The 25,353-nt window shown below is 57.1% G+C and carries 18 protein-coding genes; 12 read left to right on the plus strand and 6 right to left on the minus strand.

Annotation, left to right across the window (positions count from 1 at the left end; translation table 11 throughout):
• The first annotated feature begins 179 nt into the window (after window positions 1-179).
• Window positions 180-1,934: a SulP family inorganic anion transporter gene (locus PH7735_RS19260; RefSeq protein ID WP_058313068.1), complete on the plus strand. Its 1,755-nt coding sequence runs from the start codon at window positions 180-182 to the stop codon at window positions 1,932-1,934.
• A gap of 28 nt (window positions 1,935-1,962) precedes the next feature.
• On the opposite strand, the gene PH7735_RS19265 is transcribed toward PH7735_RS19260, so the two are convergent.
• The 4 genes from PH7735_RS19265 to PH7735_RS19280 are packed head-to-tail and all read right to left on the minus strand — an operon-like array spanning window position 1,963 to window position 5,883.
• The gene (locus tag PH7735_RS19265; RefSeq protein WP_058313069.1) at window positions 1,963-2,889 is read right to left on the minus strand and encodes a metal ABC transporter permease; all 927 of its coding nucleotides are present in this window, start codon (window positions 2,887-2,889) and stop codon (window positions 1,963-1,965) included.
• Window positions 2,886-4,091: a metal ABC transporter permease gene (locus tag PH7735_RS19270; protein ID WP_058313070.1), complete on the minus strand. Its 1,206-nt coding sequence runs from the start codon at window positions 4,089-4,091 to the stop codon at window positions 2,886-2,888. The genes PH7735_RS19265 and PH7735_RS19270 overlap by 4 nt, the downstream gene beginning before the upstream one ends.
• Before the next feature lie 12 nt (window positions 4,092-4,103).
• On the minus strand, window positions 4,104-4,910 hold the full coding sequence (locus PH7735_RS19275) for a metal ABC transporter ATP-binding protein (protein ID WP_058313071.1): 807 nt from the start codon (window positions 4,908-4,910) through the stop codon (window positions 4,104-4,106).
• A 10-nt stretch (window positions 4,911-4,920) separates the two neighbouring features.
• On the minus strand, window positions 4,921-5,883 hold the full coding sequence (locus tag PH7735_RS19280; RefSeq protein ID WP_058313198.1) for a metal ABC transporter solute-binding protein, Zn/Mn family: 963 nt from the start codon (window positions 5,881-5,883) through the stop codon (window positions 4,921-4,923).
• A gap of 184 nt (window positions 5,884-6,067) precedes the next feature.
• On the opposite strand from PH7735_RS19280, the gene deoC reads away from it, so the two are divergent.
• From deoC to polA, 3 genes are all read left to right on the plus strand, one after another.
• The gene (gene deoC, locus PH7735_RS19285) at window positions 6,068-7,063 is read left to right on the plus strand and encodes a deoxyribose-phosphate aldolase (RefSeq protein ID WP_370737394.1); all 996 of its coding nucleotides are present in this window, start codon (window positions 6,068-6,070) and stop codon (window positions 7,061-7,063) included.
• A 13-nt stretch (window positions 7,064-7,076) separates the two neighbouring features.
• Window positions 7,077-9,413: an aldehyde dehydrogenase family protein gene (locus tag PH7735_RS19290; RefSeq protein ID WP_058313072.1), complete on the plus strand. Its 2,337-nt coding sequence runs from the start codon at window positions 7,077-7,079 to the stop codon at window positions 9,411-9,413.
• Between the two features lie 86 nt (window positions 9,414-9,499).
• Complete coding sequence (polA, locus tag PH7735_RS19295) at window positions 9,500-12,307, plus strand: DNA polymerase I (protein WP_058313073.1); 2,808 nt, start codon at window positions 9,500-9,502, stop codon at window positions 12,305-12,307.
• A 27-nt stretch (window positions 12,308-12,334) separates the two neighbouring features.
• Here the strand turns inward: polA and PH7735_RS19300 are convergent, their stop codons facing one another.
• Window positions 12,335-13,093 (minus strand): hydroxypyruvate isomerase family protein, encoded by a 759-nt coding sequence (locus PH7735_RS19300; protein WP_058313074.1) that lies wholly within the window; start codon window positions 13,091-13,093, stop codon window positions 12,335-12,337.
• A gap of 131 nt (window positions 13,094-13,224) precedes the next feature.
• Window positions 13,225-13,815, minus strand: coding sequence for a DUF1285 domain-containing protein (locus PH7735_RS19305; RefSeq protein WP_058313075.1), 591 nt, complete (start codon window positions 13,813-13,815; stop codon window positions 13,225-13,227).
• Between the two features lie 68 nt (window positions 13,816-13,883).
• On the opposite strand from PH7735_RS19305, the gene PH7735_RS19310 reads away from it, so the two are divergent.
• From PH7735_RS19310 to PH7735_RS19345, 8 genes are all read left to right on the plus strand, one after another.
• A complete protein-coding gene (locus PH7735_RS19310; RefSeq protein WP_058313076.1) occupies window positions 13,884-14,891 on the plus strand; it encodes an AAA family ATPase in 1,008 nt (335 codons plus the stop codon).
• Window positions 14,888-15,760 carry a DUF58 domain-containing protein gene (locus tag PH7735_RS19315; protein ID WP_058313077.1) on the plus strand — a complete coding sequence of 291 codons (873 nt, stop codon included), beginning with the start codon at window positions 14,888-14,890 and terminating at the stop codon, window positions 15,758-15,760. Before PH7735_RS19310 ends, PH7735_RS19315 begins: the two co-directional genes overlap by 4 nt.
• Window positions 15,757-18,501 (plus strand): DUF4159 domain-containing protein, encoded by a 2,745-nt coding sequence (locus tag PH7735_RS19320; RefSeq protein ID WP_267885819.1) that lies wholly within the window; start codon window positions 15,757-15,759, stop codon window positions 18,499-18,501. Before PH7735_RS19315 ends, PH7735_RS19320 begins: the two co-directional genes overlap by 4 nt.
• Complete coding sequence (locus tag PH7735_RS19325; RefSeq protein WP_058313079.1) at window positions 18,498-20,543, plus strand: hypothetical protein; 2,046 nt, start codon at window positions 18,498-18,500, stop codon at window positions 20,541-20,543. Before PH7735_RS19320 ends, PH7735_RS19325 begins: the two co-directional genes overlap by 4 nt.
• 153 nt (window positions 20,544-20,696) lie before the next feature.
• Window positions 20,697-22,217, plus strand: a complete 1,521-nt coding sequence (gene gpmI / locus PH7735_RS19330; RefSeq protein ID WP_058313080.1) for a 2,3-bisphosphoglycerate-independent phosphoglycerate mutase — start codon at window positions 20,697-20,699, stop codon at window positions 22,215-22,217.
• Entirely contained in the window at window positions 22,214-23,341 is a 1,128-nt protein-coding gene (locus PH7735_RS19335) for a murein hydrolase activator EnvC family protein (RefSeq protein WP_058313081.1), read from the plus strand. Before gpmI ends, PH7735_RS19335 begins: the two co-directional genes overlap by 4 nt.
• A 13-nt stretch (window positions 23,342-23,354) precedes the next feature.
• Complete coding sequence (locus PH7735_RS19340) at window positions 23,355-24,695, plus strand: S41 family peptidase (RefSeq protein ID WP_058313082.1); 1,341 nt, start codon at window positions 23,355-23,357, stop codon at window positions 24,693-24,695.
• A gap of 153 nt (window positions 24,696-24,848) precedes the next feature.
• Window positions 24,849-25,346, plus strand: a complete 498-nt coding sequence (locus tag PH7735_RS19345; protein WP_058313083.1) for an RNA pyrophosphohydrolase — start codon at window positions 24,849-24,851, stop codon at window positions 25,344-25,346.
• The last annotated feature ends 7 nt before the right edge of the window (window positions 25,347-25,353 follow it).

Below are 25,353 nucleotides of genomic sequence, written 5' to 3' on the forward strand. Positions count from 1 at the left end.
GCGCGTCATGTCTTGGTGCGCATTTTGCGTTTAAATCGATCATGAACCGGAGGTGCGGTTTTCTTAGGCCGGGCCGGACAATTTTACGCGGGCCACGCCAATTTCGAAAACAGCCCTTCACTTATTCATTATTCTGAATATATAAGGCATCAACTGCATGCGCCACACAGGATGATTCCATGGCCTTTCCAAAAGTATCCCGCGCAAACCTCGAACGCCACTTGCCGATTTTGCAATGGTCCAAAAGCTATGATCGGGATGCGTTGACATCGGATGTCGTTGCGGCGGTGATTGTAACGATCATGCTGATCCCGCAATCTTTGGCCTATGCCTTGTTGGCGGGTTTGCCAGCCGAGATGGGCCTGTATGCGTCGATCCTGCCTTTGGTGGCCTATGCTATTTTCGGGACGTCGCGTGCATTGGCAGTTGGTCCCGTGGCCGTTATCTCGCTTATGACAGCGGCGGCCGTTGGCAATCTTGCGCTGCAGGGAACTGCGGAATACGCCGCTGCGGCGATAACACTGGCCTTCATGTCTGGTGTGATCCTGACTGTTATGGGCCTGTTCCGACTGGGCTTTTTGGCCAACTTCCTGTCGCATCCCGTGATCGCGGGTTTCATAACGGCTTCGGGTGTATTGATCGCCACATCACAGCTCAAACATATTCTGGGTGTCGATGCACATGGGCATAATCTCTATGAACTTGTGCGATCCCTTGATGCTCATATCCAAGAAACCAACATGATCACTTTGCTGATCGGGGTGACGTCGGTTGCGTTTTTGTTTTGGGTGCGAAAAGGGCTGAAACCCCTGTTGTTGGCAACAGGACTGCCGCCACGGCTTGCCGACATTCTGGCCAAGGCCGGTCCGGTTGTGGCCGTTGCGGCGACCACGATTGCTGTCTGGCTGTTTGATCTCGAGGCGAAAGGCGTGCGCATCGTCGGAGAGGTGCCAATGGGTCTGCCGCCGCTGTCACTGCCCAGCTTTTCCGGAGAAATCTGGTCCTCTCTCTTCGTCTCTGCCTTGCTCATTTCGGTCATTGGTTTTGTTGAATCGGTTTCGGTGGCGCAGACCCTGGCAGCAAAGAAACGCCAACGGATTGTCCCGGATCAGGAGTTGGTCGGTTTGGGAACATCAAACATCGCCGCGGCTTTGTCGGGAGGATATCCGGTGACCGGTGGTTTCGCACGTTCGGTTGTGAATTTTGATGCTGGTGCAGAAACACCTGCCGCAGGGGCCTATACCGCCATCGGAATCGCTTTTGCAGCGCTCTTGCTCACGCCATTGTTGTTCTTCTTGCCCAAGGCGACCTTGGCTGCGACCATCATTGTGGCGGTCCTAAGCCTTGTTGATTTCTCGATCCTGACGAAAACATGGAGCTATTCCAAGGTCGATTTTTCGGCTGTGGCCGCAACCATTTTTCTGACACTTGGCTTTGGCGTCGAGGTCGGCGTGTCTGCTGGTGTTCTTCTGTCGCTTGGTCTGTTTCTTTACAAAACATCCCGCCCGCACGTGGCCGAAGTTGGACAGGTTCCGGGAACGCAGCACTTCCGCAATATTCTGCGCCACAACGTTGAAACCCACCCGAGTCTTGTGACCTTGCGGATCGACGAAAGCCTCTATTTTGCCAATGCGCGGTTCCTTGAAGATTACCTTCTCGAGCGCGTGGTCTGTGATGAACCCATCGAGAATGTTGTTCTGATGTGTTCTGCCGTGAACGAGATCGACATGAGCGCGCTGGAAAGCCTTGAGGAGATCAACAAGCGATTGCAAGATATGGGCATTGCGCTGCACCTTTCAGAAGTGAAAGGGCCGGTAATGGATCGTCTTGAACGCAGTCATTTCCTTGAGGAATTGAGCGGAAGGGTGTTCCTGTCGCAATATGACGCGATGATCGCTTTGACGCCAAAGGAACAAGAGGCGGCAGCGGTCTAGTCACCGTGTGCCGTATCCGGCCTTTGCCTTAGGACACAGGCGCGCCGCCGCGTTTGCGACATGGTCCCCATATCGCGGTGGCCGCGAGAATGAGACCCGATACGGTTGCGATCATACCTGCCGCGCTCACGGCATTTTCCGCCCCGATCCAAAGGGGGCCATAGCCCGCAATAAAGAAACCCAGAATTGCGGAAAGCAGCGCGAAGATCACGCTCCACATGATCTGTGTCTCAAGCCGGTTCGTCATCAGGCGGGCGGCGGCAGGCGGGCAAATGAACATCGCAATGACGATGATCGACCCAACCGCGTCAAAGGCGGCAACTGCTGCAATCGCGGCAATGATCACAAGAGCCAGCCCGACAAGATCCGTCGGTATGCCCAACGTGCGCGCGAACCCTTCGTCAAAGGTCGACAGCTTTAGCGGGCGCCAGAAGACCCAGATAAATACCGAAACCACCACAAGTGTGACGCTCATCCGGACAAGCTCGTGCGGCAGAGCTGCGAGGGCGATAGGGTCAAACAGGCTTTGCCAGCCGATCGCATCCAGCCAGATCAGGCTTTCGAGGTTGCCATACAGCGCGTGCTCAACATCCAGGTGCACATTGGATGTGTTGGATTGCTCAAGCAGCAAAACACCCGCCGCAAACATGGATGTAAAGGTCACGCCCATGGCCGCGCCCGGTTCGATCCGGCCCAATTTGCGGATCGCTTCGATAAGGACAACCGCAAGAACCGCAGCCCCCGCCGCACCGAGCATCATAGGCCAGGTCGACACCATGCCGGTTATCAGGAAAGCGACGACAATGCCGGGAAGAACAACGTGGCTGATCGCGTCTCCGATGAGGGCCTGACGGCGCAGGACCAGAAAATTACCGGGCAGGGCGCAGGCCACGGCCGCAAACATGCCGATCAACAGGGGCGTCAATGACAGGGGGACAAACTCTTCACCGCTCATGAGAGCACTCCCTTTGGGCCGCCGATGCGTTGATCGATTTCCTGAATTTGGTCCGATGTCAGAACGGTTTCGATCTCGCGTAATCCATCATAAAGCGCAGCCGCCCCTTCAAAGGCTTGGTCGGCGCGCACGATCTCCCAACGTTTTTCATCACGCAAGGCCTTGGCGGCGCGGGCGCGTCCGGTCTCGGTGGCAACTCCGTCGGCGCGCGCAAGGTCGGCATTGCGCAACAGCTTCAGGGTGAGGGCCTCGTAAATCGGTTGTCCCTGTGCCAAGGCCAGAAGACCTTGCCGCATGTGCACGCGACGCTGAAAGCTGCGGTGCCGCAAAAAGGCAGCGAGCACCCCCCGATTGGGGGCAAAGAACAAAGACACCGCAAAAAAAGCGAAACTGACAAGGACAATAATCGGCCCCGTGGGCAAAGACGGCGCCGAGGCAGACAGCGCAGCGCCAAGATACCCGGCAGCCCCCCCGACGCCTCCGGAAATCAGGGCCACACGATCGGTGCGGTCTGTCCAGAAACGGGCGGTGACCGGCGGGATAATCAGCATTGCGACAATCAAGATAAGGCCGACGATTTTTAGACCGACAACTGTCACGGCCATGGCCAGCCACATAATGATTAGATCGATACGGGCAACATTCAGACCGCTGGCCGCCGCAAATTCAGGGTCAAAGGACACCATTTCCATCGGACGGCGATAGGCCAGAACAATTGCGAGGGTCAGCGCACCGCCAACAACGATGATGATGGCGTCATTCCACAACATCCCCGCCGTAGATCCCAGCAAGAACCCTTCGAGCCCGGCCTGGCGTCCGGCAGACATGGATTGAATGACGGTCAAAAGAACGATGCCAAAGCCAAAGAAAACGGACAAAACCGCCCCAATCGCCGCGTCTTCGGCAAGGCGGGTAAAACGTGTGAGCCAGCTCACGCACAGAAGGCCGAACCATGCCGAAACCGCAGACCCTGCGAGAAGGCCAATGAGGTTCCGGCCATCCAGGCCAAACGACACCATAATGATAAAGGCAAGCGCAACACCGGGCAGGGTGGCGTGGCTGATTGCGTCGCTGACAAGGGCGCGTTTGCGCAGAAACAGGAAGGTCCCTGTTACCCCTGCTGCGATCCCGAGAAAGCAAGCACCGATCGTGACCAGCGTGGCGTTATAGCCAAGCTGGAGAAAGATAGCGTCCCAAAACATGACGGTCCCCGTTTATCCCGCGACCAGATCCAGCTGATCCACATGGGCGGTGGCCAAACGACCGCCATAGGTTTTATCGAGGTTCTTTGCTGTGAAAGCATCGGCAACCGTTCCTTCGGCGATCTTGCTCGTGTTGATCATAAAGACGCGATCGAAATACTCGGGCACGGTGGACAGGTCGTGATGCACAGACACAACGGTTTTGCCCTCTTCCCGCAGGTTTTTTAGAACCGCGATGATGGCCTTTTCGGTGGCGGCATCTACGCCTGCAAAGGGTTCATCCAAAAGATAGAGGTCCGCGTCCTGTGCCAGGGCTCGAGCCAGAAAGACGCGTTGCTGTTGTCCCCCCGACAGTTGCCCGATTTGACGGTCGGAAAAATCTCCCATGCCGACGCGGTCGAGACAGGCGCGTGCCTTGTCGAGATGGCGCTGGCGCACACGGCGCAACAGGCCCAATTCGCGGAACAAACCCATCAGCACCACATCAATCACACGTGTGGGGAAATCCCAGTCGATGCTGGCCCGTTGTGGAACATATGCAATGCGGTGGCGTTGGCTGCGCAGTGGTTTTCCGAAAACCAATGACTGGCCGGACAAGGGTTTCACAATGCCCAATGCGGCCTTGAGCAGGGTAGACTTTCCCGCGCCGTTGGGGCCGATGATGGCTGTCATGGCGCCTTCGACGATGGTCATATCAACCGAGAAGACCACAGGTTTCTGCCCATAGGAAACTGTCATGCCACGAACGGCCAGCGGGCTGCTGTCGAGCTGTTCCGCGGTTGGCGAGTGCCCTTGGTTTGCTGCAAGTTCCAATGTCATAAGTGCGTCCTCAAAATCCTGCAGACAATTTGCCGTTCAGGCCACGCTCGGGGGCCTGGCCTCCGAGGGCATTGGTTATAACGGTCACATTATGGTCAATCATACCCAAATAGGTGCCTTCGTAGGTGTCTGGCGCGCCCATGGCGTCAGAGAAAAGCTCTCCGCCAACCATGACCTTGTGACCACGCGCGGCAGCCCCTTCGGTCAGTGCACGAATGCTTCGGTCGCTGACCGAACTCTCCACAAAAACGGCACCCACCTTGCGATCCACCAAGATATCTACCAATTCGCCGATGCGGTTCAGGCCTGCTTCGGAATCGGTTGAAATGCCCTGAATGCCCATTACTTCGAACCCGTAGTCACGCCCGAAATAGCTAAAGGCGTCGTGCGCTGTCACAAGGATACGCGCCTCTTGCGGTACGGTTGGCAATGCGGTTTCGGCATAGTTTTGAATAGCCGCGAGATCTGTCAGAAATTCAGCAGCATTCGCGGTGAAAACATCTGTCAGCTCCGGGCGTGCTTCGATCAGGATGTCACGGATACGCAAGGTGACATGGGTCCACAAAGCCGGCACCATCCACACGTGCGGGTCGAATTTGTTTTCATAGTCCGGATGCGCGCGCAGCAACTCTTGCGGGATGGTGTCCGTCACGGTGAAAACGGCTTTGCGCGTTTCCAGCTTGCGAAACACCTCTTCCATCTGCGCCTCGAGGAACAGGCCGTGCCACAAGATCAGGTCCGCGCGGGTCATCGCAAGAATATCGGTGCGGGTTTGCCGGTAAGAGTGCGGGTCAACCCCGGCGCCCATCAATCCTTTGACGTCGACATTGTCGCGGCCAACGCGCCGAACGGTATCGGCAATCATGCCGGTGGTGGCGACAACAGACAGCTTGGTTTGCGCGAAGGCGGGCGTTGCCAATGCAGCAGCACCCAAAGTTCCGGTCACGATAAAATCACGGCGCGAGAATCGCATTTTGCCTCCGAGGGGTTGTTTGAAATGAATATGAGAGCCATTCGCAACAAAGTCAATGCAATTGAGAATTGTTTGCAAAAAGGAATTGATCAAGTGGACAAAATTTAGGCAGCGCGCGGCGCACCGCCTTGCCAATGCTGCGGCAGCATGACACGGTTATCTCGGATTTTCTTAGGGAAACGACATGATGCAAACCCCGACTGTCACTCCTTCCATACATCAGTTGCCGCAGGCGATGGAGCCGCGCAATCCCGGTATTGAACTGGATCTGGATTGGGTGCGCCGTGCGCAGGCCAACACGTCTGCGATCGAGCGACGCGCAAAAACATTGCCCGGACGCCGGTCCGTCAAGAAGGACTATCAGGCGGCATGGTTGTGTCGTGCCATTTCCTGCATCGATTTGACTACTCTGTCGGGCGATGACACCGAAGGCCGCGTGCGACGTCTTTGTGCAAAAGCACATCAGCCCGTGCGCGTGGACCTCTTGGCTGCGCTGGGCATGGAGGGTCTGACTACGGGGGCCGTTTGTGTGTATCACGACATGGTGCCAACCGCAGTAGAGGCGCTTGCCGGAACCGGCATTCCGGTTGCTGCCGTTTCTACAGGGTTTCCGGCGGGTCTGTCCCCGTTTCATCTGCGTGTTGCCGAAATCAAGGAAAGCGTAGAGGCCGGTGCCTCGGAGATCGATATCGTGGTCACGCGTCGGCATGTGCTGCAAGGCAATTGGCAAGCGCTGTATGATGAAATGAAGACATTCCGAGAGGCCTGTGGGGATGCCCATGTAAAGGCCATTCTGGCCACGGGTGAACTGGGAACATTGCGCAATGTTGCGCGGGCCTCGCTTGTTTGCATGATGGCCGGTGCTGATTTTATCAAGACGTCGACTGGCAAAGAAAGCGTCAATGCGACCTTGCCCGTCTCGTTGGTTATGATCCGCGCCATCCGCGACTATTACGAGCGAACAGGCTTTCGGGTTGGCTATAAACCTGCGGGCGGTATTTCAAAGGCCAAGGATGCCGTGACCTATCTCGCCCTTATGAAAGACGAGTTGGGCAATCGATGGTTGCAACCTGATCTGTTCCGGTTTGGGGCCTCTTCCCTTTTGGGCGATATCGAACGCCAGCTCGAACATCACGTTACAGGCGCCTATTCCGCCTCTTACCGCCACGCAATCGGCTGACAGGACAGATTCAATGACCGTCAAAGACATCTACGACACAATGGAATATGGCCCCGCTCCCGAAAGCGCCGCTGATGCGCTGGCCTGGATTGTTGATCAAGGGGCCAAGTTTGGCCACTTTATCGATGGGTCCTTCACGTCGCCGACCAGTGATTTTGAAAGCCACAACCCCGCGAACGGGGAAACGCTGGCGACACTATCACAGGCGACACAGGACAACGTGCAGGCCGCTGTGTCCGCCGCACGCAAAGCGCAAGGCAAATGGGAAAAGCTGGGCGGTCATGGCCGTGCCAAATACCTCTATGCGTTGGCGCGTCTGATCCAGAAGCACGCCCGTCTTTTTGCGGTACTCGAAACCTTGGACAACGGGAAACCCATCCGCGAAAGCCGCGATATTGATGTCCCGCTGGTGCATCGCCATTTCTATTATCATGCGGGCATGGCCCAGCTGATGGACAGTGAACTGCCGGATCGCGGGGCGCTGGGCGTTTGTGGCCAGATTGTTCCGTGGAACTTCCCGCTTTTGATGCTGGCATGGAAAGTCGCGCCCGCCTTGGCGATGGGCAACACGGTTGTTTTGAAGCCTGCTGAATATACCTCCCTGACGGCCTTGTTGTTTGCAGATATCTGCAAACAAGCAGGGCTGCCCAAGGGTGTTGTGAATATCCTGACGGGTGATGGCGCGGTAGGAGAGATGATCGTCGCGTCTGATGTGGACAAAATCGCCTTCACAGGTTCCACCGAGGTGGGGCGGTTGATCCGCAAGGCGACCGCTGGTTCCGGGAAATCCCTGACGCTCGAACTCGGGGGCAAGTCGCCTTACATCGTGTTCGATGATGCCGATATCGACAGCGCCGTTGAAGGTCTGGTCGATGCCATCTGGTTTAATCAGGGGCAGGTGTGTTGCGCGGGCTCCCGCCTTTTGGTGCAAGAGGGCATCGCTGACAGATTCCACAAAAAGCTCAAGACGCGCATGGACGGGCTGCGATTGGGCAATCCGCTGGACAAATGCATCGATGTGGGGGCCGTCGTTGACCCTGTACAATTGCATACAATCACCGAGATGGTTGCAGCGAACAAAGAGGGCGAAACCTACTCAGCAAATGTCGAGATGCCTGCCGAGGGATGTTTCTATCCGCCGACCTTGATCACGGGCCTCGCCCCGTCATCCCATCTGATGCAGGAAGAGATTTTTGGTCCGGTTCTTGTCTCGACCACGTTCCGGACACCGGACGAAGCGGTTCAGGTGGCCAACAACACCCGTTATGGTCTGGCGGCAAGTGTGTGGACCGAGAACGTCAACCTTGCGCTGGATATCGCTCCGAAACTTGTTGCCGGTGTCGTCTGGGTGAATGCAACCAACCTGTTTGATGCAGCGGCCGGTTTTGGCGGAATGCGCGAGAGTGGTTTTGGACGCGAAGGCGGATGGGAAGGGCTTTCTGCCTATACGCGTCCCAAAGTGACCACCAAAGCCTTGTCGTCGATCGTGGGTTTCACAGGAGACAAAGGCCCGACCGATCCATTGGACCGCACCCCGAAACTCTATGTCGGAGGAAAGCAGGCCCGACCTGATGGCGGCTATTCCACCAACGTATACAGCAAAGCAGGCACGCTATTGGGACAAGCGCCCATCGCGAACCGCAAGGATGTGCGCAACGCCGTCGAAGCGGCTCAGGCCGCCAAAGGCTGGAGCAAGACAACAGGGCACCTGAGAGCCCAGATCCTGTATTATATCGCGGAAAACCTGTCGGCGCGTGGCGATGAATTTGCGGCGCGGATCAATGCGCTGACCAATGCGCGCAACGGCAAGCGTGAAGTCGACGCCTCGATCGAACGTTTGTTCAGCGCGGCGGCTTGGGCAGACAAATATGATGGGCAGGTCCACAATGTTCCCATTCGCGGCGTCGCGCTGGCGATGCGCGAACCTATGGGGGTCATTGGTGCACTGTGTCCGGATGAGAATCCGCTGCTTGGTCTGATCTCTGTGATGGCGCCCGCAATTGCGATGGGCAATCGCGTTGTTCTGGCGGCTTCCGAGCCTTTCCCGCTGGCCGCAACGGATTTTTATCAGGTGCTGGATACGTCTGATGTGCCTGCGGGTGTTGTGAATATCCTGACGGGGGCGCACGCCGAATTGGCAAAACCGCTGGCAAGCCATCTGGACGTTGATGCGGTCTGGAGCTTCTCGTCGACTGATCTCGGCCAAGAGATCGAAGCGGCGAGTGCCGGAAACCTCAAACGGACATGGGTCAACAACGCCCAAAGCCGTGACTGGTTCGAAGACCACAGCCGCGCCTTCCTTGAGGCCGCGACTGACGTGAAAAATATCTGGGTCCCTTACGGCGAATAACGTCTTGAGGGCCTGATGACCTTTTCCGGGTGGTACCATATCGCGGGCCGTGGCAGAACGGGGGAACCCAGCACAGGAGACGCGATATGGAAACCGGGTTTGGCAAGGGATGCCATCTGCATCTGATCGACGGATCAGCTTTCATTTTTCGCGCCTACCATGCGCTGCCTCCTCTGACTCGTAAGTCGGACGGTTTGCCGATTGGCGCTGTTGCAGGGTTCTGCAACATGCTGCATCGCTATGTTGAAGGAAATACAGGACCGGATGCGCCAACGCATGTGGCTGTTATCTTTGACTATTCCGGAAAAAGTTTCCGCAATACCATGTATGATCAGTACAAGGCCAACCGTCCACCGGCACCAGAAGATCTTGTGCCACAATTCCCACTGACCCGTGTGGCCACCAAGGCGTTTAACATCGCCTGTAAAGAGGTCGAAGGTTTTGAGGCGGATGACATCATTGCGACCCTGTCTTGTCAGGCGCGTGATGCGGGTGGCCGTGTCACCATCATTTCGTCCGACAAAGACCTGATGCAGCTTGTGGGTGGCGGCGTCGAGATGCTGGATGCGATGAAGAACAAGCGGATCGACCGCGACGGTGTCATCGAGAAATTCGGGGTAGGGCCCGAACGTGTGGTCGATGTTCAGGCCTTGGCCGGTGACAGCGTCGATAACGTCCCCGGAGCGCCGGGCATTGGTATCAAGACAGCTGCGTTGCTGATCAATGAATATGGTGATCTTGAAAGCTTGCTGGACCGTGCCGAAGAAATCAAACAGCCCAAGCGCCGTCAAACGCTGATTGAAAAGCGCGACCAGATCGAACTGTCAAAACGTCTAGTGCAGCTGGATTGTGACATGACGCTGGATTTCTCTCTCGAAGATCTCGAAGTCAAAGATCCGGAGCCGGAAACGCTGATGAACTTCCTTGCCGAGATGGAATTCAGAACGCTGACCAAACGGATCGCTGAGCAGAACGGCATTGAGGCCCCCGTCATCCCCGATGCGCCTGTGAATGTTCCAACCTCTGCCGAAGCCCCAGCAGATCAGCCCTTTGATCCCGAGGCCTATGAGTGGGTCAAAGACCGTGCATCGCTCGAAGCGTGGGCCGCCAAGGCGGTTGCAAAAGGCTATGTTGCAGTCGACACCGAGACCACAGGGCTGGACGAGATGGTGGTCGATCTGGTGGGGGTTTGCCTTTCGGTCGAGGCTGGCGAGGCCTGCTATATTCCGGTTGGTCACAAAAAGGGATCATCGGATGATCTGTTTGGCAGCGAAGAGCTCGACGAGAATCAGTTGCCTTTGGACGTTGTCCTGGACGTGTTGAAACCTGTTCTGGAAAACGAGTCTGTTCTCAAGATTTTCCAGAACGCGAAATACGACTGTAAGATTTTGAAACGTTACGGCGTCACGGTCGCGCCGATCGATGACACCATGCTTCTGAGCTATGCCTTGCATTCCGGTATACACAATCACGGGATGGATGCGCTTTCGGAACGCTATCTCAACCACCAGCCGATCCCTATCAAAACGCTTTTGGGAACAGGCAAATCCGCGATTACCTTTGATCGAGTGCCAATTGTCGACGCGGTCAAATATGCCGCGGAAGACGCGGATATTACCTTGCGCCTTTGGCAAAAATTCAAACCAAAGCTGCATCAGGAAAAGGTGACAACGGTTTACGAGACGCTGGAACGCCCGTTGTCTCCGGTGCTTGCTCAGATGGAGATGCACGGCATCAAAGTCGACCGCGACACTCTTAGCCGTATGTCCAACGCCTTTGCCCAGAAAATGGCTGCACTAGAGGCCGAGATTCACGAACTCGCCGGGCGCAGCTTTAACGTGGGCAGCCCCAAACAACTGGGCGAAATCCTGTTCGATGAAATGGCGATCGAGGGCGGAAAGAAAGGCAAAACAGGTGCCTATGCCACCGGCGCTGACGTGCTCGAGGATCTTGCCTCGCAAGGGCACGATTTGCCCGCGCGAGTTTTGGACTGGCGGCAGCTTTCAAAACTGAAATCGACTTATACAGATGCGCTTCAGGATCATATCAATCCAGACACGGGGCGTGTGCATACGTCTTATGTTCAGACTGGTGCAAACACGGGGCGTCTGGCCTCGACCGATCCTAACCTGCAAAACATTCCTGTGCGCACCGAAGAGGGCCGCCGCATCCGCGAGGCCTTTGTCGCGGACGAAGGCAAGGTGCTGATCTCGCTCGATTATAGCCAGATTGAATTGCGCATCCTTGCGCAGATGGCGGATATCGAAGCGTTGAAACAGGCGTTCCGTGACGGGCTTGATATTCACGCGATGACGGCTTCGGAAATGTTTGACGTCCCGATGGATGAGATGACCTCAGAGGTGCGCCGTCGGGCCAAAGCTATCAACTTTGGTGTGATCTACGGCATTTCCGGATTTGGTCTGGCGCGGAATCTGCGTATCCCGCGCGGCGAGGCGCAAGACTTTATCAATCGGTACTTCGAGAGATTCCCCGGCATCCGGACCTATATGGATGAAACCAAGGCATTCGCGAAAGAAAACCTGTTTGTGCAAACCCTGTTCGGTCGCAAAATCCACATGCCGGAAATCAACGCCAAGGGGCCACGCGCCGGTTTTGCGCAACGTGCGGCCATCAACGCTCCGATCCAAGGCACCGCGGCGGATATCATCCGGCGCGCGATGATCCGCATGCCCGCCGAAATTGCGGGCCTGCCGGCAAAGATGCTTTTGCAGGTCCACGATGAATTGATTTTCGAAGTCGAGGAAAGCGCAGCCCAAGAGGTAACCGAGATCGCGCGGCGTGTGATGGAGGGGGCGGCCGAGCCTGTTCTAAAGCTCGACGTACCGTTGGTTGTGGATGCTGGACAAGGCGCGAACTGGGCCGAAGCGCACTAGAACAAAGGGCGCGCGCAGGAACAGGCGTTACTGCGCGGCCTTAAGCCAGCCTAACCCTTTCGCGGTTCCGTTTGCGGGATGATATTCCGCGCTGACGCGCCCCTGATACCCATCGGCCTCGATCTGTCTGAAAAACGCAGGATAGTCGATGTCGCCGTTATCAGGTTCATGTCGTCCGGGGGCACCCGCGATCTGGATATGACCGGCACGATGGCCATGTTTGACCCATGTTCCCAACACGTCGCCTGTAATCATGTGGGCGTGATACGCATCAAACTGCAACGCCAGATTCGGGGCCGCGACGGCATCAAGAATGTCTGCAGCCAGATCAAAGCAGTTCAGGAAATACCCCGGAATGTCCGTGGTATTGATCGGCTCGATCGTCAAATGCTGTTTTGGCGCAAGCTGTGTCGCCCAATTCAGATTTTCGATGAGCGTTTCTTTGGCTTCGGGTCCATCGGCCACACCGGACATGACGTGGATCATCTGCGCGCCAAGCACATCGGCGTATCGCAGGGCGCGTTTGAAATCGTGGCGGAACCGCTCCTCTCCTCCCGGAATCGCAGCAAAGCCGCGGTCGCCACCGGTCCAGTTCGGCGGGGGCGTGTTGATCAGGGCAAGATCAAGCTTTGCCTCGCGCATCGCAACAAGAATGTCGCGTGCGGAAATATCGTAAGGAAACAGGATTTCCACATTCTGGAAACCCGCCTTACGCGCAGCGGCAAAGCGTTCAAGAAACGGGTACTCTTTAAAAAGCATGCTCAGGTTAGCAGCAAAAACAGGCATATGACGTCCTTTCGCGTCACCTCATTATCGTAAAGATTTCTGGGCGAAAAGGTGTGATTTCCCATTCGCACCCGAAACAGGACAGAAGCCGCCGATGCAACTGTTGCTTGGTGTTTGTATGAAGGTTTGGTTTATCCGAGATCTTGCGACAGGATCAGCGGAAAGAACACGCCGCCTGACCAGACCCCGAACCAATCCTGATCATTGACGATGTGTTGGGTGCCCAGATCCACCATGCGATAAAACGTTTTGCGATCAAGGCGCGCCTCCAGACCTGCCCGCACCATGACGTAAGGAGCAGGCTCACCCTGTGCCGTCTCTTGCACAAGACGGATTGGGGCATCGGGTCCGGCGGTCACGGTGTCGCCGACGTTGGTGGTGAATGTCAGGATCTGGTTTTCGCCGGTGCCCGCGCAATCGACATCAACAGCCACAAAGGGCGCATCCTCGACTGTGATTCCGACTTTTTCTACCGGTGTCACAAGAAAATAGGAGTCGCCATCTTTGCGCAGGATCGAAGAAAAAAGCCGAACGAGTTCAGGGCGTTTGATTTCTCCGCCCTCGTGGATCCACGTGCCATCTCGCAGGATTTGTATGTCTATGATGCCTAAAAAGGGCGGATTCCAAAGGTGGACAGGCGGCAGGCCGCGCTCCTTTGCAACAGCTTTGGCCGAGGCCGCGAGGCCTTCGGCAGAGGGTTTCACGGGAATTTGTCCGCTCATTGTTTTTGCCATTTCTGCTGGGCGCGATAAGGTTACACAAAGGATATAAACCAAGCAGGAGATTTGTCATGGCAGAAGACACCGATCTTGTCTCAGAAATTGAGACGCTGGGCGAAAAGCTTGGTGAGGCGAAAGCCGCGATTACAAAGCGTTTCATCGGACAGGAAAAGGTTGTCGATCTGACACTGGCCGCTTTGCTGTGTGGTGGGCATGCACTTTTGATCGGACTGCCGGGGCTTGGAAAAACCCGTCTTGTGGACACTCTTTCCACGGTGATGGGGCTGAATGGCAACCGCGTGCAATTCACGCCGGATCTGATGCCAGCCGATATTCTCGGATCTGAAGTTCTGGAAAAGGCAAAAGGTGGCGCGCGCGCGTTCCGTTTTGTACCTGGTCCGATATTTTGCCAGCTGCTTATGGCGGATGAAATCAACCGCGCGAGCCCCAGAACACAGTCTGCCCTGCTGCAAGCGATGCAGGAACGCACGGTGACCGTCGCCGGTGAAGATCGCCCGCTGGATTTGCCGTTTCATGTTCTGGCGACACAAAACCCGATTGAACAGGAAGGCACCTATCCCCTTCCCGAGGCCCAGCTTGACCGGTTTCTGGTGCAGATTGATGTGCCGTATCCAACGCGGGATACCGAAAGAGACATTCTTTTGGCGACCACGGGCGTTGAAGAAGAAGAGGCGCATCAGGTGTTTAATGCAGATGACCTGATCGCGGCGCAAACTCTTCTGCGTCGTATGCCCGTTGGGGAAAGCGTTGTAGAAATGATTCTGGACCTTGTTCGGGCCTTCCGACCCGAAAACCCAAATGCCTCTGAAGCGGTGCGCGAAACCGTGTCGTGGGGCCCCGGCCCCCGCGCGGCGCAGGCGTTGATGATGACCACACGGGCGCAGGCTTTGTTGCACGGGCGTTTGGCCCCGAATGCAGAAGACGTGATGGCCATGGCCGTGCCAGTGCTTAGCCACCGCATGGCGCTTACTTTTGCGGCGCGGGCACGTGGCGAAACTGTGAATGACCTGATTACCCGAACTGTGCGTGAGTTTGGCGAAGTCGGAGCCGCCGCGTGATATCTTTCCCCCAACTTCGCACCCGTGCAGAGGCCGAGGCCGCGCGTTTGCCGCCTTTGCTGGCCCAAGCCGAGCATTTGGCGGGGACGGTCCTGTTGGGAGAGCACGGCCGTCGCCGGTCGGGGTTGGGAGATGATTTTTGGCAGTATCGTCCGGTTCAGCCGGGGGACAGTCTGCGCATGATCGATTGGAGACGCTCCGCACGCAGCGACAGCCAATTTGTCCGGCAACGCGAATGGCAGGTGGCACAATCTGTCATGCTTTGGGCCGATCAGTCACCGTCGATGGGGTTTTCGTCCTCTGAGAATACTCCGACAAAAGGGGACCGCGCCCGCGTTTTGGCGTTGGCGATCGCGATCTTGTTGATCCGGTCGGGCGAACGTGTGGGTTTGACCGGGACGTCCTTGCCCCCAAGACGCGGCGAGGGGCAAATCCTGCGTCTGACCGAGATGTTTCTAAAGTCTGATGAAGGGGACTATGGCGCCCCTGAAGCGCGCGCGATGCTGCCCCATGCCCGCGCTGTTTTCATCTCGGACTTTTTCGGCGATTTCGAAGCGACCGAGGCAGCCCTGTTCAAGGCAGCGGATCGCGGCATTCGCGGCGTCGTCTATCATATACTCGATCCCGCAGAAGAGAGTTTTCCTTTTAAAGGCCGTGCCATTTTCGAAAGTATGGGGCAGGGTATTCAGCACGAAACGCGCAAGGCCACTGACCTGCGGGACCGCTATCTTGAGCGTTTGGCCGAACGCAAAGACAGTCTCAAACAATTGTGCCGCACAACAGGGTGGCAATACGGTGTGCATGACACATCGCAATCATCGCAGGCCGCGCTGTTGTGGCTCTATCGTGCGTTGGAGCAACGCCTGTGATCGGCGGACTTCCTATCGGTTTTGCGGCACCTTGGGTGTTGCTGGCTCTGATGGCGCTGCCTGTCATCTGGTTCTTGCTGCGCGCCATTCCCCCGGCCCCCGTCAAACGCCGTTTTCCGGGTGTCATTCTTCTGCTTGGTCTGAAAGACGACGATAGCGTCACAGATCGAACACCCTGGTGGCTTTTGCTGTTGCGCTCTTTGGCGTTGGCGGCGGTGATCATCGGGCTGGCGGGGCCATTGTTGAACCCGACTCCCCCCTCGAAAAGTGACGCGCCAGTGCTTGTGCTGTTGGACGGAAGCTGGGGTGCTGCAAAAAACTGGCGCCGACAGACCGCCATGGTCGAGAGCCTTTTGGATGAGGCAGCACGGCAAGGGCGACGTGCGGCCCTTCTCAATTTGGGTGCACCTGAAAAACCACAATTCCAACCAGCGGCTTCCGTCAAAAACCGTCTTCCCGGCGTTGTTCCCCAACCTTGGCAGGCCGACGCCGAGACCTATGCGACTGTCCTGGAGATGTTGGACGAAGATGCATTTGATACGATCTGGATGTCTGACGGTCTCGAGGGTGCGCGTCGTGATGACCTGTTGAGTGCGCTGGAAGCGCGCGGAAGCGTGCGCGTCGTCGAAGACCCTTTGGGCGTGCATGGTCTCGCCCCAACAGTTTTCGACGATGGGGTGCTTACGATCACCGCGGTGCGGTCGCGGGCAGAAATCACCGAAACATTGACGGTTCAGGCACATGGTCTGGACCCGTCCGGAACGCCGCGGATTTTGGCAACGGTGCCCGTTCGTTTTCTGTCGGGCGAGACCAGCGCCAGTTCCGAGTTGTCCCTGCCCGCTGAATTGCGCAGCCGGATTTCGCGGTTTTCGATAATGGGCCAAGACGGTGCCGGTGCCGTGACCTTGTCGGATGACACGCTCAAGCGCCGGGAAGTGGCCCTCATTTCCGGTCGCGAAGACCGCGAAGGGCTCGAGCTTTTGTCGCCGCTGCACTTTTTGCGCCAAGCTCTGAAGCCCAATGCCGATCTGATCGAAGGCACTTTGGAAGACGTTTTGCCAGCCAACCCCGATGTTGTTGTTCTGGCGGACATCGCGGTGCTGTCTCCTGCAGAAGAAAAAGAAGTGCTGGAATGGGTCGCGCAGGGCGGATTGCTTTTGCGCTTCGCTGGTCCGGTGATGGCCGCAAGCGGGTTGAGTGTTGGTGAAGAAGATCCTCTGTTGCCGGTGCGTCTGCGCTCTGGTGGGCGCAGCGTCGGGGGCGCGATGAGTTGGGGCGAACCAAAGTCCGTGGCGCCCTTTCCCGAAGGAAGCCCCTTTTTCGGATTGCCTGTCCCTGATGAGGTGCGTGTGACTGCCCAAGTTGTGGCCCAGCCCGATCCAACACTTGCGGACCGCGTGATTGCCGAGTTGACAGATGGCACCCCGATGGTGACGCGAAAAGCCATCGATCAAGGGCAGGTCGTTTTGTTCCACGTCACGGCAAACACGGAATGGTCGGGTTTGCCGCTGTCCGGATTGTTCGTCCAGATGTTGGATCGCCTTGCGATTCTCAGCGCTGTGGGTGTTGACGACGAGACACGTCTTTCGGGGCTGACATGGCAGCCGGTACAGGTGCTTGATGGCTTTGGCCGCTCTCAGGAAGTGCACAGCCTGCCCGGAGTCGAAGGTGATGTGCTTGCCAAAAATGCCTTGGGTCCCAAGTTGCGCCCCGGGCTTTATCAAAGCGGGGACAAGTTGGTTGCGCGAAATGTTTTACGGGCAGATGACACAATGGAGGCCGCTGTCTGGCCTCTTGGTACCCGAATTGAAGGTTACCTTACGGCACCTGTCAAAGATATCAGCGGCTGGTTTCTCGCGGCGGCCCTTGGCATCATGATGATCGATATTTTTGCGTCCTTGGCCGTATCCGGTCGTCTTTGGGGCGCGCGGATTGCGACTGTTGTGCTGGCATTGGTTTTGATGGCGCCACAGGCGGATGCCCAAGAGAGCAGGGCGATTCAAGATACGCGCGAGATAGCACTCGGGCATGTGTTGACGGGCAATGATCGGATTGATCAGCTGGCGCAGGATGGTCTGCGGGGGCTGTCCGAAGTGTTGTTTTTTCGGACGTCCGTAGAGCCGAGCGAACCAGCGCCGATCAATCTGGAAACAGACGAAATCTCGTTCTATCCCTTCTTGTTCTGGCCAATCACACCGGATCAACCGATCCCGTCAGATGAGGCCTATTCAAAGCTTAACAACTACTTGCGTTCCGGCGGCATGATCCTGTTCGACACGCGGGACGCCGATGTCGCCCGCTTTGGCGCGGCAAGTCCGAATGGGCGCAAACTTCAGAGAATAGCTGCATCGCTTGATATTCCCCCGTTAGAGCCCTTGCCAGAAGACCATGTTTTGACGCGCACCTTTTATCTGCTTCAGGATTTCCCGGGCCGCTATGCAAGCAGGGATGTCTGGGTCGAAGCGGCCCCGGCTGACGCCGAAAAAATTGAGGGCATGCCGTTCAGAAACCTGAATGATGGGGTGACGCCAGTGGTCATTGGTGGCAACGACTGGGCGTCAGCCTGGGCAATGGATGGACGCGGAAATGCACTCTATCCCGTGGGACGCGGCCGCGCAGGCGAGCGTCAAAGAGAACTCGCCTTTCGGTTTGGCGTTAACCTCGTCATGCATGTTCTGACCGGTAACTACAAATCCGATCAGGTTCATGTGCCGGCTTTGCTTGATAGGTTGGGACAATGAGCACAACCGTTCTTTTTGATCCCTTATTGCCCGTCTGGGTCATTGCGGCCTTGGCTGCTCTGGCAACATGCGCGGTGATCTATGCCTTTTGGCGCGGGCTTTCTGGCTGGGCCCTGCGGGCTGTGGCGGCCGTGATTGTTCTGGCCGCGGTTTGTGGTCCGGTATTGCACCGCGAGAACCGCGCGCCTTTGTCAGACATCGTTTTGATGTTGGTGGATCAAAGCGCAAGCCAGGACTTGTCGGATCGTGCCGCGCGCACCGAAGCAGCAGCAGCAGCCGTCGAGGCACGGATAGAAGCGCGAACAAACACGGAGTTGCGCCGGATTGACGTTCCTGATGGGCAAGACAATTCCGGAACCGAGATGATGGCCGCTCTTGAGGATGCGCTGTCACGTGAACCGCGCGGACGAATTGCCGGTATCGTTGCCCTAAGCGACGGGCGCATCCACGACATGGACCAAATGCCCGATCTGCCCGCGCCTTTCCATCTTTTGCACAGCGGCCTTGAAACAGATTGGGATCGGCGTCTTGTTGTGCGGAACGCGCCTGCCTTTGCTATTCTGGGCGAGCCGGTCTTGCTGACACTGCGCGTCGAAGACAGCGGAAATGCTCCTGCCGTTCCCGATGGCAAGGTGCGTGTTGATGTCTCGATCGATGGCGAACAACCTCAAAGCTTTTCCATCCCCACCGGACGGGATGTCGAGTTGCCCGTGACCTTGCCGCATGGCGGGCGCAACGTTTTGCAGTTTTCGGTTCAGGCGGTCGAGGGCGAGCTGACGGACCGAAACAACAGTGCGCTGGTTCAGATAAACGGTGTCCGCGACCGGTTGCGTGTCCTGTTGGTCAGCGGGGAACCGCATCCGGGGGGGCGCACGTGGCGCAACCTTTTGAAATCCGATGCCTCTGTCGATCTCGTGCATTTCACGATTTTGAGGCCGCCTGAAAAACAGGACGGCGTACCGGTCAGCGAATTGTCCCTCATCGCGTTTCCGACACGAGAGTTGTTTCTGGAAAAGATTGAAGACTTCGACCTGATCATTTTCGACCGATACAAAAGACGGGGCATTTTGCCTGCGATCTATCTCGAAAATGTCGCGGCTTACGTGCGCAAAGGTGGCGCTGTTCTAGTGTCTGCCGGACCGGACTTTGCCAGTGCAGACAGCATCTATCGCTCCCCCTTGTCCCAGATCATGCCAGCGCGTCCCACGGCGCGTGTTCTGGACGAGGCGTTCCTGCCAAACGTGTCAGATGTGGGAGAACGCCACCCCGTTACGGTTGATTTGCCCCAAGCCGGAAACTGGGGCAGGTGGATGCGCCAGATAGAGGTCGAGGTCGAACGTGGCGACGTTGTCATGACCGGCGTGGATGACCGCCCGCTGCTGGTTCTGGATAGGGTCGAAGAAGGGCGTGTTGCGCTCTTGGCGTCAGATCAGGCGTGGCTTTGGGCCCGTGGGTTCGAGGGCGGGGGACCGCAACTTGAACTGTTGCGGCGGCTGGCCCACTGGATGATGGGAGAACCCGAACTCGAGGAAGAGGCGCTCTGGGCCGAAGCCACCGGCCAAAACATCCGCATCATTCGCCGCTCACTTGAAGAAAGTGTTGGCTCTGTCACTGTCACAAGTCCCTCTGGCGAGGTTTTCGTGAGAGACTTCGACGAGATCCAGCCGGGTCATTTCGAGGCGCGCCACACTGGTGATGAAATTGGTCTGTATCGCCTGACCAATGGCGATAAATCTGCAGTTATCGGGCTTGGACCTGCGGCACCGCGTGAATTTGAACGCACCATTGCCACGGATGAAATTCTGACCGCTGCCATCGAACAGCGGCGTGGCGGCAGCTTTGCCATCGAAGACGGATTGCCGACCGTGCGTTCGGTGCGCGTCGGGCGTCCTGCGGCGGGGCGTGGCTGGATGGGGATCACCCCGCGCGAAGCGTTCGAGGTCACGGATGTAGCGCGCGTCGCATTGTTGCCTGCGTGGCTGGTTCTGTTGCTGGTCTCGGCCACATTGATTGGCGGATGGCTGCGCGAAGGTCGTCGCTGACGCGCGGAACACCCGGTTTTCAAGGGGAGATGGGCATCACGGTGCAATTCACGCCGATATCTCCGGTCATATCGCTGCAGTTTCACAAAAACCGGTTCCCCCCCGACGCGTGGCAAGTTAGAACGCGCGCACATTCTTACGGAGCCGTATGAGATGACCTCTCCCAAACCTGTTGTTCTTTGCATTCTTGATGGCTGGGGCCTTAGCGATACTACCGAAGCTAATGCGCCCGCTCTGGCCAATACGCCAACCTTTGACGCGATGATGTCCGATTGCCCGAATTCCACCTTGATCACACATGGTCCGGATGTCGGGTTGCCTTCGGGGCAAATGGGCAATTCGGAAGTAGGACACACGAATATCGGGGCCGGTCGGGTTGTCGCAATGGACCTGGGTCAAATTGATCTGGCGATTGAAGACGGGTCCTTTTTTGAAAACGACGCGATCAAGGAATTCACCGCAACCCTCAAGAAGACCGGTGGCACCGCCCATCTTATGGGCATGATCTCGGATGGTGGTGTGCACGGACATATCGAGCATATTCTGGCAGCGACCAAAGCCGTCACCGATGCGGGTGTCCCTGTTGTGTTGCACGCAGTGACCGACGGACGGGATGTGGCCCCGAAATCCGCTTTTACCTACCTCGAGGTTCTGGCTGACAGGATGCCGGAAAATGCACGCATCGGCACGATCACGGGCCGGTATTTCGCGATGGATCGCGACAACAGATGGGAACGTGTTTCTGAGGCTTACAACGCTTGGATCCATGCCAAGGGGCTTTCTGCCGAAACCTCACACGATGCGGTCTCGAACGCGTATGAACGTTCGGAAACAGATGAATTCATCAGTGCCACCGTGATTGGCGATTACGCCGGTGCAAGAGACAATGACGGTTTGTTCTGCCTGAACTTTCGCGCGGACCGTGCCCGCGAAATTCTTGCCGCCATCGGCAAGCCCGATTTTGACTCCTTTGACGTGGGAACGCGTCCCGAATGGGCCGCGATTCTTGGGATGGTCGATTATTCCGAAGACCACAGCACCTATATGACGTCGGCCTATCCCAAGCAGGAAATCGTAAACACTCTTGGAGAATGGGTGGCCAAGAAAGGTCTGCGCCAGTTCCATTTGGCCGAAACCGAAAAGTATCCGCATGTGACCTTCTTCCTGAATGGCGGCAAAGAAGAACCCGCAGCCGGTGAAGACCGCTATATGGCGGCGTCTCCCAAGGTGGCGACCTATGATCTTCAACCCGAGATGTCCGCCGAGGAAGTGACCGAGCATTTCGTGGCAGCGATTGAAGACGGCTATGATTTGATTGTCACCAACTATGCCAATCCGGACATGGTGGGTCACACCGGTGACCTGAATGCTGCCATGCGCGCCTGCGAGGCCGTGGACAAAGGGCTTGGTGAAGTTACCAAGGCCTTGACCAAAGTGGGCGGGACGATGATTGTGACCGCAGATCACGGCAACTGCGAAGTTATGGTAAATCCTCAAACCGGCGCGCCTCATACGGCTCATACAACCAACCTTGTTCCGGTGATCCTGTTCAACGGGCCGGAAGGCGCGACATTGAATGCGGGGCGTTTGGCTGATCTCGCGCCGTCCCTGCTGGATCTCATGGGATTGGAACAGCCAGAAGAAATGACCGGAGTGAGTCTGATTCAAAAATGAAACGCACGATCCTGCTGATGATCTTGGGCCTGAGTGCAGGCCTGACCCATGCCGAGACTGATCCGGCAACAGCAGCACGTGCGGCCGCAGGGCAACTCGAAGCGGCCTCGGTTTCTCTGGAGGATGCAGGCAGCGCGCGTGATCGCGTTACCGCGTTGACCGATACGGTCAAAGCTTATGAAGCTGGGCTTTCCGCTTTGCGAGAAGGGCTGCGCCGTGCCGCGATCCGCGAAGCCCAGATCGGCAGGGAACTTCGGGCGCAGGAAGACGAGATCACCAGATTGCTGGGGGTGTTACAAAGCATGGGTTCAGGTCCCCCGCCTGTCATGCTTCTGCATCCCTCAGGCCCGACAGGCACCGCGCGGTCCGGAATGATCCTGGCCGACATTGCCCCTGCTCTTGAAGCGCGCACGGCCGGACTGCGTGCTGATCTGGAAGAGGTCGCGATCCTTCGGGACCTTCAGCAAGGCGCGGCAGACAAGCTGCAACAGGGGATGACCGGGGTTCAGACGGCAAGAACTGAGCTGAGCAAGGCCATCGCGGACCGCACGGATTTGCCGCAACGGTTTTTGGAAGATCCGGTCAAGACGGCTTTGCTGATCGCGTCGACCGAAACGCTGGAAGGTTTTGCAAGCGGGCTGACCGACATTCAGGACCCCAACATTGCCCCCGCCGTGCCATCGGACATCACAAGCCGCAAAGGTGATTTGCCGCTGCCGGTCGAAGCGCGGGTTCTGCGCAAGGCAAATGAGGCGGACGCCGCCGGTATTCGCCGACCGGGGATTGTGCTGGCAACCCGACCAAATGCGCTTGTCGTGGCGCCCACGGCGGCAACGATCCGATATGTCGGACCGCTTTTGAACTATGACAACGTGATGATTCTGGAACCGCAGGCTGGCATGATGTTTGTCTTGGCGGGGATGAAAACGGCCTATGGCGGCAATGGACAGGTCATTCCCGAAGGCTCACCCATTGGTCTAATGGGGGGAGAAGAGGCCGAAATGGGCGCAATTCTCTCACAGTCTAGTGATGGCACTGGAAACACGCGGCCAGAAACGCTCTATATAGAAGTCAGACGGGATAACACCCCTGTGGACCCTGCCGAATGGTTCCGCACGGAATAAGGATGGAAACTTTATGAAGAAATTCGTCGCGGCCGCCTTTGGCGGCACATTGGCCGGAGTGGTCGCAGCCACACAGATTGCCGGTCCCCTGATGGCCGAGCAAAGCGCGCATAACTCGAACCTGTACGAGCAGCTGGATCTGTTCGGGGACATTTTCGAGCGTATTCGCGCACAGTATGTTGAAGACGTTGATGAGGGAGAGCTGATCGAAGCCGCCATCAACGGCATGCTGACATCACTTGATCCGCACTCGTCCTATTTGTCACCGGATGACGCAGAAAGCATGCGCGTTCAAACCAAAGGTGAATTTGGCGGTCTTGGGATCGAAGTCACCCAGGAAGAAGGCTTTGTCAAAGTTGTGTCGCCAATCGATGACACCCCTGCCGACGCTGCCGGTATCGAAGCAGGTGATTTCATCACCCACGTGGATGGTGAAAGCGTTCTGGGTCTGACACTGGACGAAGCGGTCGATATGATGCGGGGTCCTGTTGGGTCTGAAATTATCATCACCGTCGCACGCGAAGGCGAGGACGAGCCGTTTGACGTTTCGATCATCCGCGACACGATCAAGCTGACAGCCGTGCGCGCACGTACCGAAGGCAGCACCGCTGTCCTTCGTGTGACCACGTTCAACGATCAAACCTATCCCAACCTGCAATCCGGTCTGGCAAAACAGATCGAAGAGGCAGGCGGCGCGGACAATATCAACGGCATCGTTCTGGACCTGCGTAACAACCCCGGCGGTCTGTTGACGCAAGCGATCAAAGTGTCGGATGCCTTCCTTGAAAAAGGCGAGATTGTTTCAACACGCGGCCGCAACCCGGAGGACGGAGATCGTTACAATGCGACCCCCGGTGATCTGGCAGGTGGAAAGCCAATTGTTGTTCTGATCAATGGTGGATCGGCGTCGGCATCAGAAATCGTGGCAGGTGCGTTGCAAGACCATCGCCGTGCCATCGTTGTGGGCACCAAGAGCTTTGGTAAAGGCTCGGTGCAGACCGTGATGCCTCTGCGGGGCGAGGGCGCGATGCGTCTGACCACCGCGCGGTATTACACACCGTCGGGACGCTCGATTCAGGCGCTGGGCGTATCGCCAGACATCGTAGTTGAACAGCCCCGCCGGAATGCCGCGACAGAAGAGGAAGAAGAAGAAACCTCGACACGTCGCAGCCGGTCCGAAGCGGACCTGCGCGGTAGCCTCAACAACGACAGCCTGACCGAAGACGAAATCCGCCAGATCGAAGAAGATCGCGCCAAGGCGGACAAGGCGGCAAAGCTGCGTGAAGACGATTATCAACTGGCCTATGCGATTGATATTCTCAAAGGTCTGTCGGCTTTGGGTCCCAAGCAATAACGTCTTGCGAACTTGAATGATGAACGCGCGCATCCGGAAAAACCGGGTGCGCGTTTCTTTTGGGGGCGGACAAAGGCGACTCTGCCATTCGCGAATTGCGGCAGGGCCGCGTCTGTTCTAGGAACAGTCAACCAAACGTGAGAGGGGTTTTCCATGACACCGGATGAGATTGCCAAACTGCCATACCGCCGCAATGTCGGGGTGATGCTTATCAACGCGTCTGGAGAGGCCTTTGTCGGGCAACGGCGTGACAGCGAAGTTGCGGCGTGGCAGATGCCCCAAGGTGGGATCGACAAGGGGGAAACCCCAAAAGAAGCGGCCCTGCGCGAGCTTGAGGAAGAGACCGGCGTGTCGACCTCTTTGGTGACGGTCGAGGCGGAAACGGATGGCTGGATCGCCTATGACTTGCCGCATGATATCGTGCCGCGCATCTGGAAAGGGCGATACAAAGGTCAGGAACAAAAGTGGTTTTTGCTGCGCTTTTCAGGGCAAGACACGGATGTGAATATTCAGACAGATCACCCCGAGTTTTCGGAATGGCGCTGGTTGGCTGTGGATCAGCTTGTCGACAATATCGTGCCCTTCAAACGTGAAGTGTATGTCAAAGTTGTCGAGGCGTTTCAGGATAAGGTCTCGCAACAAAAAGACTGATCGCGTC

This window comes from Shimia thalassica (assembly GCF_001458215.1).
Lineage (GTDB): Bacteria > Pseudomonadota > Alphaproteobacteria > Rhodobacterales > Rhodobacteraceae > Shimia > Shimia thalassica.